At 69.9% G+C, this 14,727-nt stretch carries 14 protein-coding genes; 3 read left to right on the top strand and 11 right to left on the bottom strand.

Translation table 11 applies throughout. The features are described 5' to 3' along the window. Positions 1-91: 91 nt before the first annotated feature. The 4 genes from ABZ319_RS30470 to ABZ319_RS30455 form a co-directional block, all read right to left on the bottom strand. Complete coding sequence (locus tag ABZ319_RS30470) at positions 92-1,456, bottom strand: pitrilysin family protein (protein ID WP_354989959.1); 1,365 nt, start codon at positions 1,454-1,456, stop codon at positions 92-94. A gap of 118 nt (positions 1,457-1,574) precedes the next feature. Then, positions 1,575-3,836: a polyribonucleotide nucleotidyltransferase gene (locus tag ABZ319_RS30465; RefSeq protein ID WP_354989958.1), complete on the bottom strand. Its 2,262-nt coding sequence runs from the start codon at positions 3,834-3,836 to the stop codon at positions 1,575-1,577. A gap of 460 nt (positions 3,837-4,296) precedes the next feature. Continuing rightward, positions 4,297-4,566 carry a 30S ribosomal protein S15 gene (gene rpsO / locus ABZ319_RS30460; protein WP_354989957.1) on the bottom strand — a complete coding sequence of 90 codons (270 nt, stop codon included), beginning with the start codon at positions 4,564-4,566 and terminating at the stop codon, positions 4,297-4,299. Positions 4,567-4,704: 138 nt separating this feature from the next. Beyond that, positions 4,705-5,676 carry a bifunctional riboflavin kinase/FAD synthetase gene (locus ABZ319_RS30455; protein ID WP_354989956.1) on the bottom strand — a complete coding sequence of 324 codons (972 nt, stop codon included), beginning with the start codon at positions 5,674-5,676 and terminating at the stop codon, positions 4,705-4,707. A 164-nt stretch (positions 5,677-5,840) separates the two neighbouring features. On the opposite strand from ABZ319_RS30455, the gene ABZ319_RS30450 reads away from it, so the two are divergent. Further along, positions 5,841-6,629: a metal-dependent transcriptional regulator gene (locus ABZ319_RS30450; RefSeq protein ID WP_354989955.1), complete on the top strand. Its 789-nt coding sequence runs from the start codon at positions 5,841-5,843 to the stop codon at positions 6,627-6,629. Between the two features lie 44 nt (positions 6,630-6,673). Here ABZ319_RS30450 and ABZ319_RS30445 read toward each other — a convergent pair whose 3' ends face one another. The 4 genes from ABZ319_RS30445 to ABZ319_RS30430 all read right to left on the bottom strand — a co-directional run bounded on the left by ABZ319_RS30445 (position 6,674) and on the right by ABZ319_RS30430 (position 9,595). Beyond that, a complete protein-coding gene (locus ABZ319_RS30445; protein WP_354989954.1) occupies positions 6,674-7,570 on the bottom strand; it encodes a LysR family transcriptional regulator in 897 nt (298 codons plus the stop codon). A 45-nt stretch (positions 7,571-7,615) separates the two neighbouring features. Next, the gene (locus ABZ319_RS30440) at positions 7,616-8,443 is read right to left on the bottom strand and encodes a hypothetical protein (RefSeq protein WP_354989953.1); all 828 of its coding nucleotides are present in this window, start codon (positions 8,441-8,443) and stop codon (positions 7,616-7,618) included. A 231-nt stretch (positions 8,444-8,674) separates the two neighbouring features. Next, a complete protein-coding gene (locus ABZ319_RS30435; RefSeq protein WP_354989952.1) occupies positions 8,675-9,061 on the bottom strand; it encodes a hypothetical protein in 387 nt (128 codons plus the stop codon). A gap of 153 nt (positions 9,062-9,214) precedes the next feature. Beyond that, positions 9,215-9,595: a DUF4345 domain-containing protein gene (locus tag ABZ319_RS30430; protein ID WP_354989963.1), complete on the bottom strand. Its 381-nt coding sequence runs from the start codon at positions 9,593-9,595 to the stop codon at positions 9,215-9,217. 170 nt (positions 9,596-9,765) lie between these two features. On the opposite strand from ABZ319_RS30430, the gene ABZ319_RS30425 reads away from it, so the two are divergent. Both ABZ319_RS30425 and ABZ319_RS30420 read left to right on the top strand, forming a co-directional pair. Beyond that, positions 9,766-10,362, top strand: a complete 597-nt coding sequence (locus ABZ319_RS30425) for a helix-turn-helix domain-containing protein (RefSeq protein ID WP_354989951.1) — start codon at positions 9,766-9,768, stop codon at positions 10,360-10,362. Between the two features lie 153 nt (positions 10,363-10,515). Continuing rightward, positions 10,516-11,613, top strand: a complete 1,098-nt coding sequence (locus ABZ319_RS30420; RefSeq protein WP_354989950.1) for an amidohydrolase family protein — start codon at positions 10,516-10,518, stop codon at positions 11,611-11,613. Between the two features lie 35 nt (positions 11,614-11,648). Here the strand turns inward: ABZ319_RS30420 and truB are convergent, their stop codons facing one another. The 3 genes from truB to ABZ319_RS30405 form a co-directional block, all read right to left on the bottom strand. Continuing rightward, positions 11,649-12,584, bottom strand: a complete 936-nt coding sequence (gene truB / locus ABZ319_RS30415) for a tRNA pseudouridine(55) synthase TruB (protein ID WP_354989949.1) — start codon at positions 12,582-12,584, stop codon at positions 11,649-11,651. Next, entirely contained in the window at positions 12,584-13,258 is a 675-nt protein-coding gene (npt, locus tag ABZ319_RS30410; protein WP_354989962.1) for a 4'-phosphopantetheinyl transferase Npt, read from the bottom strand. Before npt ends, truB begins: the two co-directional genes overlap by 1 nt. Before the next feature lie 97 nt (positions 13,259-13,355). Beyond that, positions 13,356-14,534, bottom strand: coding sequence for an XdhC family protein (locus ABZ319_RS30405; RefSeq protein WP_354989948.1), 1,179 nt, complete (start codon positions 14,532-14,534; stop codon positions 13,356-13,358). Between the last annotated feature and the right edge of the window lie 193 nt (positions 14,535-14,727).

Raw genomic sequence — 14,727 nt, 5'->3', positions numbered from 1 at the left:
CATATACAAAGCGGCGCCGCCCCAAACCAACAAACAGGGCGGGCGCCCCCACCCGCGGGGGGCCCCCCCCACGGCTTTTCGACTGATTGCGTTACTCGACCAGCCGCCGGACGACCGCGGGCAGGTCGCGGTTGCGGCGGTAGGGCCCGGCGACCGCCGCGCCGAAGGGGCGCGAGAGCAGCTTCGCGGCGATCCGCGACACCTCGCCGGTGGTCACCTCGTCGATGCGGGCCAGGGTCTCGGACACGCTGCGGTGATTGCCGTAGCTCAGTTCGCTGCGGCCGATGCGGTTCATGCGCGAGCCCGAATCCTCCAGGCCCAGTACCAGCCCGCCGCGCAGCGAACCCTTCGCGCGGGCGCATTCGGCGTCGGTGATCCCGTTCACCGCAACGTCTTCCAGCACGTCGCGCGCGAGTTTGGCCACCTGGCCCAGGTTTTCGGGCGAGCAGCCCAGGTACACCGAGAACGCGCCGGTGTCGGCGAAGGTGTCCACGCTGGAGTACACCGAGTACGCCAGCCCGCGCTCCTCGCGAATGCGCTGGAACAGCCGCGAACTCAGACCGCCGCCGAGCACGGTGTTGAGCACCGAGAGCGGCCAGCGCTTCTGCCCCTCGTGCCGGCCGAAGGCGCGGGTGCCGAACACCAGGTGCGCCTGCTCGCTGTCGCGGTACATGCGAATCAGTTCCGGATCGGTGCGCGGGCGGAACTTGCCCTCGCGCCGGGGCGCGGGTTCGCGCACCGGATCGAGCCGCGCGGCGAAGGCGCGATGCACCAGATCCACCGTGTGCTCGTGCTCGATGTTGCCCGCCACCGCCACCACCATGCGGTCCGGGCGATACCGGCGCTGATGGAACGAGCGCAGCTGGGCCGCGCCCATCGCCTCGATGGACTCCACGCTGCCGATGACCGGGCGGCCGATCGGATGATCGCCGAACAGCGCGGTGAGGAAGGCGTCGCCGACCATGTCCTCGGGATCGTCGTCGCGCATGGAGATCTCCTCCAGCACGACCTGGCGTTCGACCGCGACGTCCTCGGCCCGGCACAGGCCGTTGAGCACCACGTCCGTCACCAGATCGATGGCCATCGACAGATCCTCGTCGATGACGTGCGCGTAATAGCAGGTCTGCTCTTTCGCGGTGAACGCGTTCAGCTCGCCGCCGACCGCGTCCATGGACTCCGCGATGTCCAGCGCGGACCGGGTGGGCGTGGCCTTGAACAGCAGGTGTTCCAGGAAGTGCGCGGCGCCCGCGACCGAGGAACCCTCGTCCCGGGAACCGACCCCGACCCAGACCCCGATCGATGCCGACCGCACCCCGGGCACATGCTCGGTGACCACCCGCAACCCGCCGGGTAGCACGGTCTTGCGCACGCCGGTATCGGCGAACGGCGCCTCGGCGGCGGTGCGAACCAACGCAGAACTCTTACCCGACAGTGGAATGTCCTTCTTCCGAACCATGCTTCCCAACCCGCATGAGCAATGACTGATGTTTCCCGCGAAACCACGAAAAGCTCGTGGCCCCCTGCTCCATTTCCGGAGCAAGGGGCCACAGAACCTTACGTCAGCGAACCGGCGATCACTCGGCCGCGACGGCTTCGGCGACCGCGTTGTCCGCGGTGTCCGCATCGTCCTCGACCGGAACCAGGGAGATCTTGCCCCGGTTGTCGATGTCGGCGATCTCGACGCGGATCTTGTCGCCGACGTTCACCACGTCCTCGACCTTCGCGACGCGCTTGCCGTTGCCCAGCTTGGAGATGTGGACCAGGCCGTCACGGCCCGGCAGCAGCGAGACGAACGCGCCGAAGGCGGTGGTCTTGACGACCGTGCCCAGGAAGCGCTCGCCGACCTTCGGCAGCTGCGGGTTCGCGATGGCGTTGATCAGATCGATCGCCGCCTGCGCCGCGGGGCCGTTGGTCGCACCGACGTAGACGGTGCCGTCATCTTCGATCGAGATGTTGGCGCCGGTTTCCTCGGTGATCTGGTTGATGACCTTGCCCTTGGGCCCGATGACCTCACCGATCTTGTCGACCGGGATCTTGATCGCGGTGACGCGGGGAGCGTAGGGGCTCATGTCGTCCGGGGTGTTGATGGCCTCGGCCATGACATCCAGGATGGTCATGCGGGCGTCGCGCGCCTGGTTCAGCGCACCCGCGAGAACCTGGGACGGGATGCCGTCGAGCTTGGTGTCCAGCTGCAGCGCGGTGACGAACTCCGGGGTGCCGGCGACCTTGAAGTCCATGTCGCCGAAGGCATCCTCGGCGCCCAGGATGTCGGTCAGCGCGACGTAGCGGACCTCGTCCTCGCCCTTGTCGTTCTTGATGGTGTCCGACACCAGGCCCATCGCGATGCCGGCGACGGGGGCCTTGAGCGGCACACCGGCGTTCAGCAGCGACAGGGTCGAGGCGCAGACCGAGCCCATCGAGGTCGAGCCGTTCGAGGACAGCGCCTCGGACACCTGACGGATGGCGTACGGGAACTCTTCCTGCGACGGCAGCACCGGCATCAGGGCGCGCTCGGCGAGGGCGCCGTGGCCGATCTCGCGACGCTTGGGCGAGCCCACGCGGCCGGTCTCACCGGTGGAGTACGGCGGGAAGTTGTAGTGGTGCATGTAGCGCTTGGAGGTCTCGGGCCCGAGGGAGTCGACCTGCTGCGCCATCTTGACCATGTCCAGGGTGGTGACGCCCAGGATCTGGGTCTCGCCACGCTCGAACAGCGCCGAGCCGTGGGCGCGCGGGACGACCGCCACCTCGGCGGACAGCGCGCGGATGTCGGCCAGACCGCGGCCGTCGATGCGGAAGCCGTCGGTCAGGATGCGCTGGCGCACAAGCTTCTTGGTGACCGAGCGGAACGCCGCGCCGATCTCCTTCTCGCGACCTTCGAAGGTCTCGGCCAGGCTGGAGAGCACATCGAGCTTGATCTCGTCGATGCGATCCTCGCGCTCGTGCTTGCCCGCGATGGACAGCGCCTCGTTCAGCTCCGCCTTGGCGGTGCCGAGCACGGCCTCGAACACGTCGGACTGGTACGGCAGGAAGACCGGGTACTCGGCGGTCTCCTTGGCCGCGAGTGCGGCCAGGTCGGACTGCGCCTTGCAGAGCCGGGCGATGAACGGCTTGGCAGCCTCGAGGCCCTGTGCCACAACGGTTTCCGTCGGAGCGGTGGCGCCGTCGGCGACCAGGGCGAGCACCTTGTCGGTGGCCTCGGCCTCGACCATCATGATCGCGACGTCACCCTCGACGACGCGGCCGGCGACGACCATGTCGAACACGGCGCCCTCGAGCTGCTCGACGGTCGGGAACGCGACCCACTGGTCACCGATGAGGGCGACGCGCACACCGGCGACGGGGCCGGAGAACGGCAGGCCCGCGAGCTGGGTGGAGGCGGAGGCGGCGTTGATGGCCACCACGTCGTACAGGTCCTTGGGATCCAGGGACATGACGGTCACGACGACCTGGATCTCGTTGCGCAGGCCGTCGACGAAGGACGGGCGCAGCGGCCGGTCGATCAGGCGGCAGGTCAGGATCGCGTCGGTGGAGGGACGGCCCTCACGACGGAAGAACGAGCCGGGGATGCGACCCGCGGCGTACATGCGCTCCTCGACGTCCACCGTCAGCGGGAAGAAGTCGAACTGGTCCTTGGGGTGCTTGCTGGCGGTGGTCGCCGACAGCAGCATGGTCTCGTCGTCCAGGTAGGCCACGACGGAGCCGGCGGCCTGCTTGGCCAGACGGCCGGTCTCGAAACGGATGGTGCGAGTGCCGTAGCTGCCGTTGTCGATCAGGGCGACGGACTCGAATACGCCGGGCTCGACCTCGGCGGCGGAACTGGTCACTGTATCGGTCATTCTCTTCTCTCAACCTCTCGTCTTCGCCGGATTCGAGCGCCCGTGCCGTGCGCAGGCGCGATTCCAGCTGTGTTGTCCCCTTGACGGGGTGAGCCGTACCCGGACTCGGGCGCGCGGCGACCCTCCTGGCCACCGGGCGCACACCCGGCCGCTTCCCCCCGGCTTGTCCGGGGCCGGAAACGACGACGCAGAGGCGGTCATCGATCGAAGCTCTCCGGCGGCGCGTGTTTCATCCTCTTGCTTGCGCGCCGAAAAGCCACTACCGAAGACCGACGCCACGCGACGGATGCATACGGCTCTGTTGGCGTGCATCGGGCAGCTTTCACCGGATGCACGAAAGGCCAACGAGGAGATTCTATGCCTCCCCGCCGGCCGGTTCGTCAACTACCTAGGCAGTCGTAGTGTGTCGGCCCCAGGCACGACACAGTGTTGCAAAGGCAACGAAGCCCTGTCGCGTGAATTAGCGACGCAGGCCGAGACGCTCGATGAGCGAGCGGTACCGGTTGATGTCCTTGGCCTGCAGGTACTTCGACAGGCGGCGACGACGACCGATGAGCGCGAGCAGACCGTGCCGGGTGTGGTGGTCGTGCTTGTGCTTCTTGAGGTGCTCGGTCAGGTCGGCGATGCGCTTGGACAGCAGCGCGATCTGAGCCTCCGGGGAGCCGGTGTCAGACGGGTGCAGGCCGTACTCGGCCAGGATGGTCTTCTTCTGCTCGGTGGTCAACGCCACTGATTCACTCCTGATTTCTCAGTCCGCGCTCGAAGGACCGGGACGAACCCGGGCGGGCGCCGCCGCGGACCGCAGCAAACCCGACGAGCCAGGCTACCGGACCGCTGACCTGGACCGGAAATCGGGTCCGGGAGCGAGCTAGCGCTCGGCGGTCTCGTTCTCGACCGTGAGCGCGGTGAGCACCTTGCGGGCCTCGTTCACGTCCGCGCCGATGGCCTCGACGAGTTCGTCGATGGATTCGAACCTGCGCATCCCGCGCAGCTGCTCGACGAAGTCGACCGCGACATGCTTGCCGTAGAGGTCACCCTCGAAATCGAGGATGTGCGGCTCGACGGTGCGATTGCGGCCGCTCTCGAAGGTCGGGTTGGTGCCGACCGAGATGGCGGCCGGGCGGCGGACCGCGCCGGGCTCGTCGAGCACGGTGAACCAGCCGGCGTAGACGCCGTCGGCCGGGATGGCGCTGTGCGGGACCGGGTTCACGTTGGCGGTCGGGAAGCCGAGCCCGCGCCCGCGCCCGTCGCCGTGCACGACCTCGCCCTCGACCCGGTGCGGGCGGCCCAGCGCCTCGGCGGCCGCGGCCACGTCACCGGAGAGCAGGCAGGAGCGGATATAGGTGGAGGAGAAGGTGACCGCGTGCTCGCCGAGCAGTTGCACGGCGTCCACGTCGAAACCGAACCGGCCGCCCAGCTCGCGCATGGTCTCGACGGTGCCCGCGGCCTGTTTGCCGAAGGTGAAGTTGTCCCCCACCACGACCTCGGAGACATGCAGCTTGTTCACGAGAAGTTCTTCGACGTACTGCTCGGGCGTGAGCTTCATGAACTCGCGCGTGAACGGCATGACCAGGAAGACGTCGATGCCCAGTTCCCGGGCCAGCTCCGCGCGCCGCGGCAGCGTGGACAACTGCGCCGGATGCGAGCCCGGCCGGATCACCTCGAGCGGATGCGGATCGAACGTCATGAGCACCGACGGAACACCCCGGACCGCAGCGGATTTCACCGCACGGCTGATGAGCTGGGCGTGACCGCGATGCACGCCGTCGAACACCCCGATCGTGAGCACGCATCGGCCCCACTCCGCGGGCATCTCATCGAGACTTCGCCATCTCTGCACACCGGAAGCCTACGCAAAGCGCGTCACAGACAGTATTCTCGCCTCGGTCAAATCCCCGGACGGCCCGGAAGTTCACGTGGAAGCCACGCCCGTCACCGCCCGTTCACATGCGCCCGGCAGGTGATCTACCAGCAGGCGCGCCAATGTGGGAAACCGGACCAGGTATGCCTAAGCTCGAGTACGTGCCCGGAAAACGAGACATCGCCACGCGCCGCGAGCTGGCCGATCCGTCCGCGCCTTCCGAAGCCGCGATCACCGCCGCCGCCACCGCGAACAGTGTCGCCCCCGTGTTGTCCTCGGTCGCCCAGGATTACCTGAAGGTGATCTGGACCGCGCAGGAGTGGTCGCCGCAGGAGAAGGTCTCCACCAAACTGCTGGCCGAACGCATCGGCGTGTCGGCCTCGACGGTCTCCGAGGCCGTCCGCAAACTCGCCGACCAGGGTCTGGTCGAGCACGCGCGCTACGGCGCCATCACGCTGACCGACGACGGCCGCAAGGCCGCGATCGCCATGGTGCGCCGGCATCGGCTCATCGAGACCTTCCTGGTCCACGAGCTCGGCTACGGCTGGGACGAGGTGCACGACGAGGCCGAGGTGCTCGAGCACGCGGTGTCGGAGACCCTCATGGCGCGCATCGACGCCAAACTCGGCTATCCGGACCGGGATCCGCACGGCGACCCGATCCCCTCGGTGGACGGCGCGGTGCCGACCCCGCCCGCACGCCAGCTCAGCGATTTCCGCGACGGCGAAGCCGGGCGGGTGGCGCGGATCTCCGATTCCGATCCGGCCATGCTGCGGTACTTCGATTCCCTCGGGATCGCCCTGGACACCCCGATCGCGGTGGTGGAACGGCGCGATTTCGCCGGGACCATCGCGGTGCGGGTGGATCAGGAGCGCACGATCGATCTCGGCAGCATCGCGGCCGAGGCGATCTGGCTGACCAGCGAGCTCTGAGGGCCGGCCCGGCGGTCATTCGACATGCGCTGCGTGACAAGCGGTTACGGCACGGAAGGAAACCCGCCGGTGAGCGCCTCGGCGAGCGAGTGCAGGACCGAATTGCGGGCGGCGGGGCGCCAGGCGGCGATGTAGGTGATCGTGAGGGGGCGCGGGCGCAGCGGCCGCCAGGCCAGCCCCGGGGTCGCCGTCGCGGTGCGGGCCGAGCCGAGTCCGATCGCCTCGGGGCGCAGCGGCAGCAGGGCCAGCAGCTGCGCGTGGCCGACCGCGAGCGCGCTCAGCACCACGGCCGCGCCGACGTCGCGCAATTGGGCGAGCAGGCTGTCGTGCAGTTCGGGGGCGGTGTCCCGGGGAAACATGATCAGTTCGCGTTCGCACAACTGGGTGGGCTCGACGTGCGCGCCCGCTGCCAAGGGGTGTGTACGGGACATGAGGATGCCGAGTTCCTCCGCGGCCAGCGGCGCGGAGGACAGATGCTCGGGCAGGCGCACCGGCAGCCGCAGCACCGCCAGGTCCACGTCCTCACGGTCGAGCAGGCGCACCTGATCGACGGCCGGTCCACCGGTGAGCTGTAGGCGCGCACCGGGTTCGCGGGTTTCGAGGAGTGCTTCGATGCGCGCGGCCAGCCAGCGCGGGGCCCCGTTCACCAGTCCCAGGCGCAGCAGGGCGCGTTCGGGGTTGGCGACCGCCCGGGTCTCGCGCATCGCGGTCTCCGCGGCCTCGAGCACGCCCCGGGCGGCCTCGAGCAACACCTCACCGGCCGCGGTCAGTTCGACCCCCTGCGATCCGCGAATCAGCAACGGCCCGCCCACATCTCGTTCCACGGCCCGAATCTGCTGACTCAGCGTGGGCGTCGAGATGAACAGGCGTTCCGCGGCACGGCGGAAGTGCAGTTCCTCGGCCACCGCCACGAAGTACCGCAACTGCCGCAATTCGACCACCCATGCACTGTAGGCGGCTCAGGTGTCGGTTCGGGGCCGAGCTGATCAGCAGGGTTGGAAGTACTTGTGCAACGGGGCGGGCACCCCGTCCGTCTTGGCCTTGTCGAGGCAGACCTTGTGCGGGAACGTCACGTAGTTCTTCCAGCCGAAGTCCGCGCCGCGGTGCACGATTCGCTGACTGTCGCCCGGGACGTTCCAGGAGATCACGGCCCAGAAGCCGTCGCAGTCGGTGACGGTCGGGGTCGCCTTCTTCAGCGCGTCCTCCACCGCCAGATCGTGCACGATGGTCTGCGACGCGCACAGCGGTTGCGGCGCCGGATCCTGGAATCGCAAGCGGCCGTTCACCACCTGCCCCGCCGTCTCCACGAACAGGGTGTGCAGGCCCTCGGGCACCGGGTTGGTGCCGGCCGGGGCATCCATGCCGAACCGGTAGCAGCCCACCGGAACCGAGAACACGGCCTGGCCGTTGATGTCGGTCACCGCGTCCCAGCGCTGGGATTCCGGGGTGCCCTCGGGCAGGTCGTGGGTGGCGGGATCGCACGGGCGATAGAGCCGCAGGTGTACGGGCACATAGGGAATCGCGACATCGGTCAGGGTCGCGGTGCGGATGGCGACCGCGCCGTTGGCCGGGGTGGTGGGCTGGCCGCCCGGCGGGCCGGTGGTCTTGGAGACCGTGAGCGAGGAGGTGGCCGGAGCGCCGGGCGCTCCCGGCGTCGTCGGCGCGTCGGAGCCGGGCGGGCTCGACGGGGCCGTCTCGGTGACGGTCACCGACGTCGTGCCGTCACTCGACGGCGGGTCCGTGGTGCCGCAGGCCGTGGCGGCCACCACGACACCGAGAGCGAGCACTGTCAGTACAACTCGGGAAACGTACATTCGCACCGTCCTTGGAGCCGCCCCCGATGCCGGTCCGTCGCCGGTCCGGGGACCCGGAATTACCTCGGCAATACCCCTTTCCGACAGGGACACTCGTCCGATCACGGTCAAGAACATGATGCAGGGGTGTGATCGCGCGTACACCGCTAACGCGGGGAATCGGGCACGCCACGCCGGGGCCGCGGGGCGCGTCGACGGACGCGCCCCGGCGGACGGACGCGGTCCAGCGGGTCAGCAGGACTGGAAGTACTTCTGCAGGGTCGCCGGGGCGCCGGCGGCGCTCGCCTCGCTCCAGCACCTGTCGTGCGGGAAGCGCACGTAGTCGGCCCATTTCGAGGCCGCGCGGTAGACGATGCGGGCGTTGTCGCCGGGAGAATCCCAGCTGATGAACGCCCACTCGCCGTTGCAATCGGTGACGGTGGCCTCGGCGTCGCGCTGCCACTCGTCGATCTTCAGATCCTTGACGATGGTCGCTGCCGCGCAGGCCGATGGGGTCGAATCGGGCGGGGTGCTGACCACCGTCGGTCCGCTGCCGGTGTCCGGTTCACACGCCGCGGCCGCGAGCACCACTCCGATAGCGAACGCCGACTGAACAATTCGCGTGCCATAGCTCTTCATACCGAGTTATCTCGGCGGGACGTTGGTGGCGCAACGCGGCCGGTGCCCCCAATTCCATTGGCTCCGATAGCGTTGGCTCGCGGAGTGACGCGCGGCGGGGACGCGGGCCGGAACCGCCGCGGTTCGTCGGCACCGGGGGTCGCACAACGGTTCCTATCGTCCGATCGGGGTGGTCGCCACCCGGCGCTGCTCGAGGACCGCGAGCCAGATGAACAGCGGCGGGATCAGCACTTCCAGTGCGGTCAGCACCAGGATGAACGGGTGCGGCCAGCCGTGCACGGCCATCGAGATGAAACGTCCCAGTGCGCCCAGCAGGAAGATTCCGGCCAGCCAGCGCACGGCCCGGGTGTCGATGATCGGGCCGCGGACCGACCAGATCCAGGCCAGGCCGTAGCCCACGAAGATCGCACCGAAGAAGCGGCTCTGGCTGTCCGGGGTGGCGGCGGCCGCGCCCATGTCCGGCACGGCCGCTTCGCCGAGAAGCAGGTGCGCCAGTCCGATTGCCACGCAAGCGTATCCCACGATCAGGCTCATCCACCGGAGCGCGGCGTGCGACCGGGCGGGCGCGGTGTCGTTCGTACTGATTTCGGCCGTTGCATTCATGCGAACCTCCGGGTCTGGGGTGGACGCGGCGTTCTTAGTAGACGCACGTCTACTAGTTGAGGCTACGACGCTAGTAGACACGCGTCAACTAAGCTGGCGCGATGACCCGCCGCCGCCTGCCGCCCGAGGAACGCCGCCGCCTGCTCGTCGACGCGGCCGCGGAGCTGTTCGCCGAGCGCGACTATCCGACGGTGCTGATGGAGGACGTGGCGGCGGCCGCCGGGGTCTCGCGGGCGCTGCTGTACCGCCACTTCCCCGGCAAGCCGGACCTTTTCGCGGCCGTGTACCGGCAGGCCACCGCGCAGTTGCTGGTGGACACGACCCTGGATCCCGCGCTGCCGTTCACCGAGCAGCTCACCGCCGGGCTGGACGTGCACTTCGACTACTTCGAGGCCAACGCCCGCACGGTGATCGTGGCCAACCGGCTGCTGGCGGCCGATCCGACGATCCAGTCGATCATCACCGGCGAACTGAGCGAGCTGCGCGAACGGCTGCTGGACGCGCTCGGCGCGGAAGGACCGGCCCGCCAACTGATGTCGACGGTCCTGATGAGCTGGCTGACCTTCGTGCGGGTCCTGACGGTGGAGTGGCTCGAAACCCCCACCTGCCCGCGCCCCGTGCTGCGCGACATCTGCGTGGGCGCGCTGCTCGGGGCCATCGAGCCGCTGCGCGCCGAGCAGACCGGCAGCACACCCTAGCGCCATGTCACAGAGCCCCCGCGGAGCCGGCGCGGCGCGAGCGGGTGCGCCGGGCGCGCGTCAGCAGCGGGAACGGCGCGGCTCCGACCGTGCACCTAGGGTGAAATCGCGGCGTAATGGATTGCCGCACAGCACGGTAGGAGGGGAACGACTATGAGCTTCGACAATCCGCGGGTGACGGCGCTGACGAATGTCCGGGTCTTCGACGGGACGGGGATGACCGCGCCGACCACGGTCGTGATCGACGGGGCGGTGCTCGGCGGCGACGCGACGGGCGCGGAGATCGTGGACGCGGGCGGCGCGTTCCTGCTGCCCGGATTCATCGACGCGCATATTCACACCGCTGGCACGGAGTCGCTGCTCCGGCTCGCCGACCACGGGGTCACCACCGGCTTGGATATGACCACGTTTCCGCCCGATCGCGTGGCGGCGCTGCGAAAGGAACCGGGCGGCAGCGACATTCGCAGTTCCGGGACGCCGGTCATCGGCCCGGGCGGGCCGCATTCGAAACTGCGCGGGCTGGCCGAGGCCGCCGTCATCACCGGCCCCGATCAGGCCGTCGCGGTGATCGCCGACCGGGTGGCGGGCGGCTCGGACTACATCAAGATCATGCTCGAGGCGCCCGGCGGCGGTGGCCCGGACGCGGAGACCGCCACGGCCGTGGTCGCCGCGGCCCACGCCCGCGGCCTGCGCGTGGTGGCTCACGCGACCACGGTCAGCGCCTACCGCCTGGCCCTGGACACCGGCGTCGACGTGCTCACCCATGTCCCCCTGGACGCCGTCGTCTCCCCCGAAGACGCCACGCGCACAGCCGAACTGGGCCGCATCGTGATCCCGACCCTGACCATGATGGAAGGCATAGCGGCCCGCGTCGGCATCCCCGGCGGCCTCGAACGCATCCTCGCCACGGTGGCGAACCTGCACGCCGCGGGCGTCCCCGTCCTGGCCGGCACCGACGCCAACACCGAACCCGGCGTGCCCTTCCACCCCGAACACGGCACGTCCCTGCACCACGAACTCGAACTCCTGGTGGCGGCCGGCCTGACCCCCACCCAGGCCCTGCACGCGGCAACCACCCTGCCCGCCGACCACTTCGACCTCCGCGACCGCGGCACGATCACCCCCGGCGCCCGCGCGGACCTGATCCTGCTCGCCGCCAACCCCCTGACCGACATCCGCGCCACCCGCACCCTGACCCGGGTCTGGTGCGCGGGCGTCGAACACCCCCGGCCGGCCACCGGGCCATCCTGACCGCGTCGCTACCCGGGGCGGGTAGCGGGAGCCCGTCAGAGGTTGGCGGGGCGGACCACCATTACCGAGGAGGCTCGTTTGCCGCTTTCCTGGAGGAGGGCTATGGCGTTGCCGGACGCGTCCACGGCGGCGTAGACGCCGGGGATACCCACCGGGTCCAGCCAGCGGCCGTTGCGGAGGTCGGCCACCTGGGTGTCCTGGACCTCGCGCAGCGGGAAGGCGGTGCGGACGGCAGCATCTATGTCGAGGCTCAGGAGGGGTTCCTCGGCCTCGGCGGCGGCTTCCAGGGTGGCCAGGGTGCGGGCGTGTTCCAGGGTGAACGGGCCTACGCGGGTGCGGCGCAGGGCGGTGAGATGGCCGCCTACGCCGAGCTTTTCACCGAGGTCGCGGGCCAGGGCTCGGATGTAGGTGCCGGAGGAGCACTCCACCTCCACGTCGAGGTCCACGAATTGTTCAGTGCCGGTGTCGATGTCGCGGCGTTCCACGATGTCGAAGCGGCTCACGGTGACCGGGCGGGCGGCGAGCTGGACATCCTCGCCGGCGCGGACGCGAGCGTAGGCGCGCTCACCGTTGACCTTGATGGCGCTGACGGTCGCGGGCACCTGCTGGATGTCGCCGGTCAATTCCGCTACGCGCGCGGCGATCTCGGCGTCGGTCAGATGCGCGGCCGGGGTGGTCACGGTGACCTCGCCCTCGGCGTCGTCGGTGATCGTCGACTGGCCCAGGCGAATGGTGGCGGTGTACGCCTTGGTGGTCAGGATGAGCTGGCCCAGGATCTTGGTCGCGCGTTCCACGCCGAGCACCAGGACCCCGGTGGCCATCGGGTCGAGAGTGCCCGCGTGGCCGACCTTCTTGGTGCGCAACAACCTTCGGCTCTTGGCCACCACGTCGTGACTGGTCCAGCCGCCGTCCTTGTCCACGATCAGCAGCCCGCCGAGCGCGTCGACGAGCGGGGGCTTGCGCTCGCCCATCAGGCCTCCACGATCGCGGTGAGGATGAGGCCGTCCGTGATCGCCCAGCGGCCGTCGAACGTCTTCAGGGCCGCACCGCCGTCGGTGGTGTGCCCGGGGATGAGCAGTTCGCTGTGGAAGGAGCCCGCGCCGCCGTCCGCGTTCTCGTCGTCGACGGTGAAGCTGATGTGCGCGTCCTCGAAGCCCAGCCAGCGGCCGGTGAGCGGGCGCCACGCCTTGTAGGTGGCTTCCTTGGCGCAGAACAGCAGTCGATCCAGGTGCAGATCGGTGGCCTGCAGCGCCGCCTTCAACCAGGCGCGTTCGGCGGGCAGACTGACCGAGTCCAGCACGCCGTCCGGCAGGGCGGCGTGCGGTTCGGCGTCGATGCCGATGGAACGGAAACGCAGGCTGTGGCCCAGCGCCGCGGCCTTGTAACCGTCGGTGTGGGTGAGGCTGCCGACGACCCCGCGCGGCCACAGCGGGCCGCCGTCCTCGCCCTTGCCGATGGCCACGGCGGGTTCACCGAGCTGGGTCAGGGCCTGGCGGGCGCAGTGCCGTGCGCCGATGAAATCGCGCCGGCGCTTCTCCACCGCCTTGGCGATGAGGTGCTCTTCGCTCGGGTGCGGCTTCAGATCCTCCGGATACACCACCAGCTCGGCGGACGCGACGCCCGAGGGCAGGATCCTGCCGAGAATGCGCGCCGATTCCGCCGCGACTGCCCGCTCTTCGATGACCGCCTCCTGATCGCACCGCTACTTGCCCGGACGAGCCTACCGGCCCGCCCGGTGACGCTCAGCGATGGATGGGACCGTCCAGCGGCCCGAGCGGACGCCCCGACCCGCGGCCCGCCTCGGCGATGATCTGCGCGACGATCGAGACCGCCGTCTCGTCGGGGGTGGTGGCGTTGAGATCCAGGCCGACCGGACTTCGCAAGCGCGCCAGGCGATCCGGCGTGACGCCCGCCGCGACGAGCCGGGCCAGGCGGTCGGCGTGCGTGCGCCGCGAGCCCAGCGCGCCGACGAAGGCGAGTTCGGCGAGGCCGAGCGCCTCGACGAGCAGCGGCACATCGAACTTGGCGTCGTGGGTGAGCACCAGCACCACGGTGCGCGCGTCGATCCGCCCGCCCTCGTGCTCCGCGCGCAGGTATCTGTGCGGCCAGTCCACGACGACCTCGGCCGCCGCCGGGAATCGCGCCGCGGTGGTGAAGGTTTCGCGCGCGTCCACCACCGTGACGCGGTATCCCAGCTGACTCCCGAGCCTGCTCAGCGCCCGCACGAAGTCGTTGGCCCCCGCCAGGATCATGCGCGCGGGCGGTCCGAAACTGTGCACGAACGCGCGGCGCGGCAGGTCCCCGCCCTCGCATTCGTCCGACCCGATGGTCCCGGTCCGCCCGGCCCGCGCCATCTTCACCGCGTCCCGTGGCACGGCGGCCGACGCGGTGTCCGGACCGGGCCGCATGCCATCGTGGACGCCGTCGGCAGCCGTGGACTCGGATGGGCGGCCCCCGCGCGCGTCGGCGGCCGGCTCGCCGGTGATGGGTCCCCCAGCGCCGATATCCAGCAGCAGTCGCCAATCGGGTTCGCCCGCAAGCGAAGTCAGCAGCGCCACCGCCCGGCCCGCGTCGATCTCCCGCACCAGCGCCGTGAGCATCCCCAGCCGCGTGCGATCGACCCGTTCGAGAAAGATCTCCATCTCCCCGCCACAGGTCAGCCCGATCGCCATCCCGTCCGGGTCCGCGATCCCGAATCGCTCGAGCACCGCGATCCCGTCCGCGAGGACCATGGCCGCCGACTCGACCACCGCCGACTCCACACAGCCACCCGACAGCGACCCGACGACCTCCCCGTCCCCGGTGACCACCATGCTCGCACCGACCGCGCGCGGCCCGGCCCCGGTCACCCCCACCACGCGCGCGAGCACGACCGGACCCGCCGAGGCCCGGTCGATCAGCTCCGCAAGCACATCCCGCATGCCCCCATCATCACCGCGGATCAGGGGATGCGCACGACCCCACACCGGATGGCAACACCACCGCAACGCCCCCGACTCACAGCACGTCCGTCCCCGTCGACGCGGCCGGACGCCGCGCGGTGTTCGACCGTGAGCGATACACGCGAGAGCGGCAGGGCTGCACGCCGATGGCGCGGCCCGCGTCCACGACCCG

The sequence above is a fragment of the Nocardia sp. NPDC005978 genome (assembly GCF_040614455.1).
Taxonomy (GTDB): domain Bacteria; phylum Actinomycetota; class Actinomycetes; order Mycobacteriales; family Mycobacteriaceae; genus Nocardia.
The sequence above is the reverse complement of the archived record's forward strand: the minus strand, read 5'-3'. Positions and strand labels throughout refer to the sequence as shown.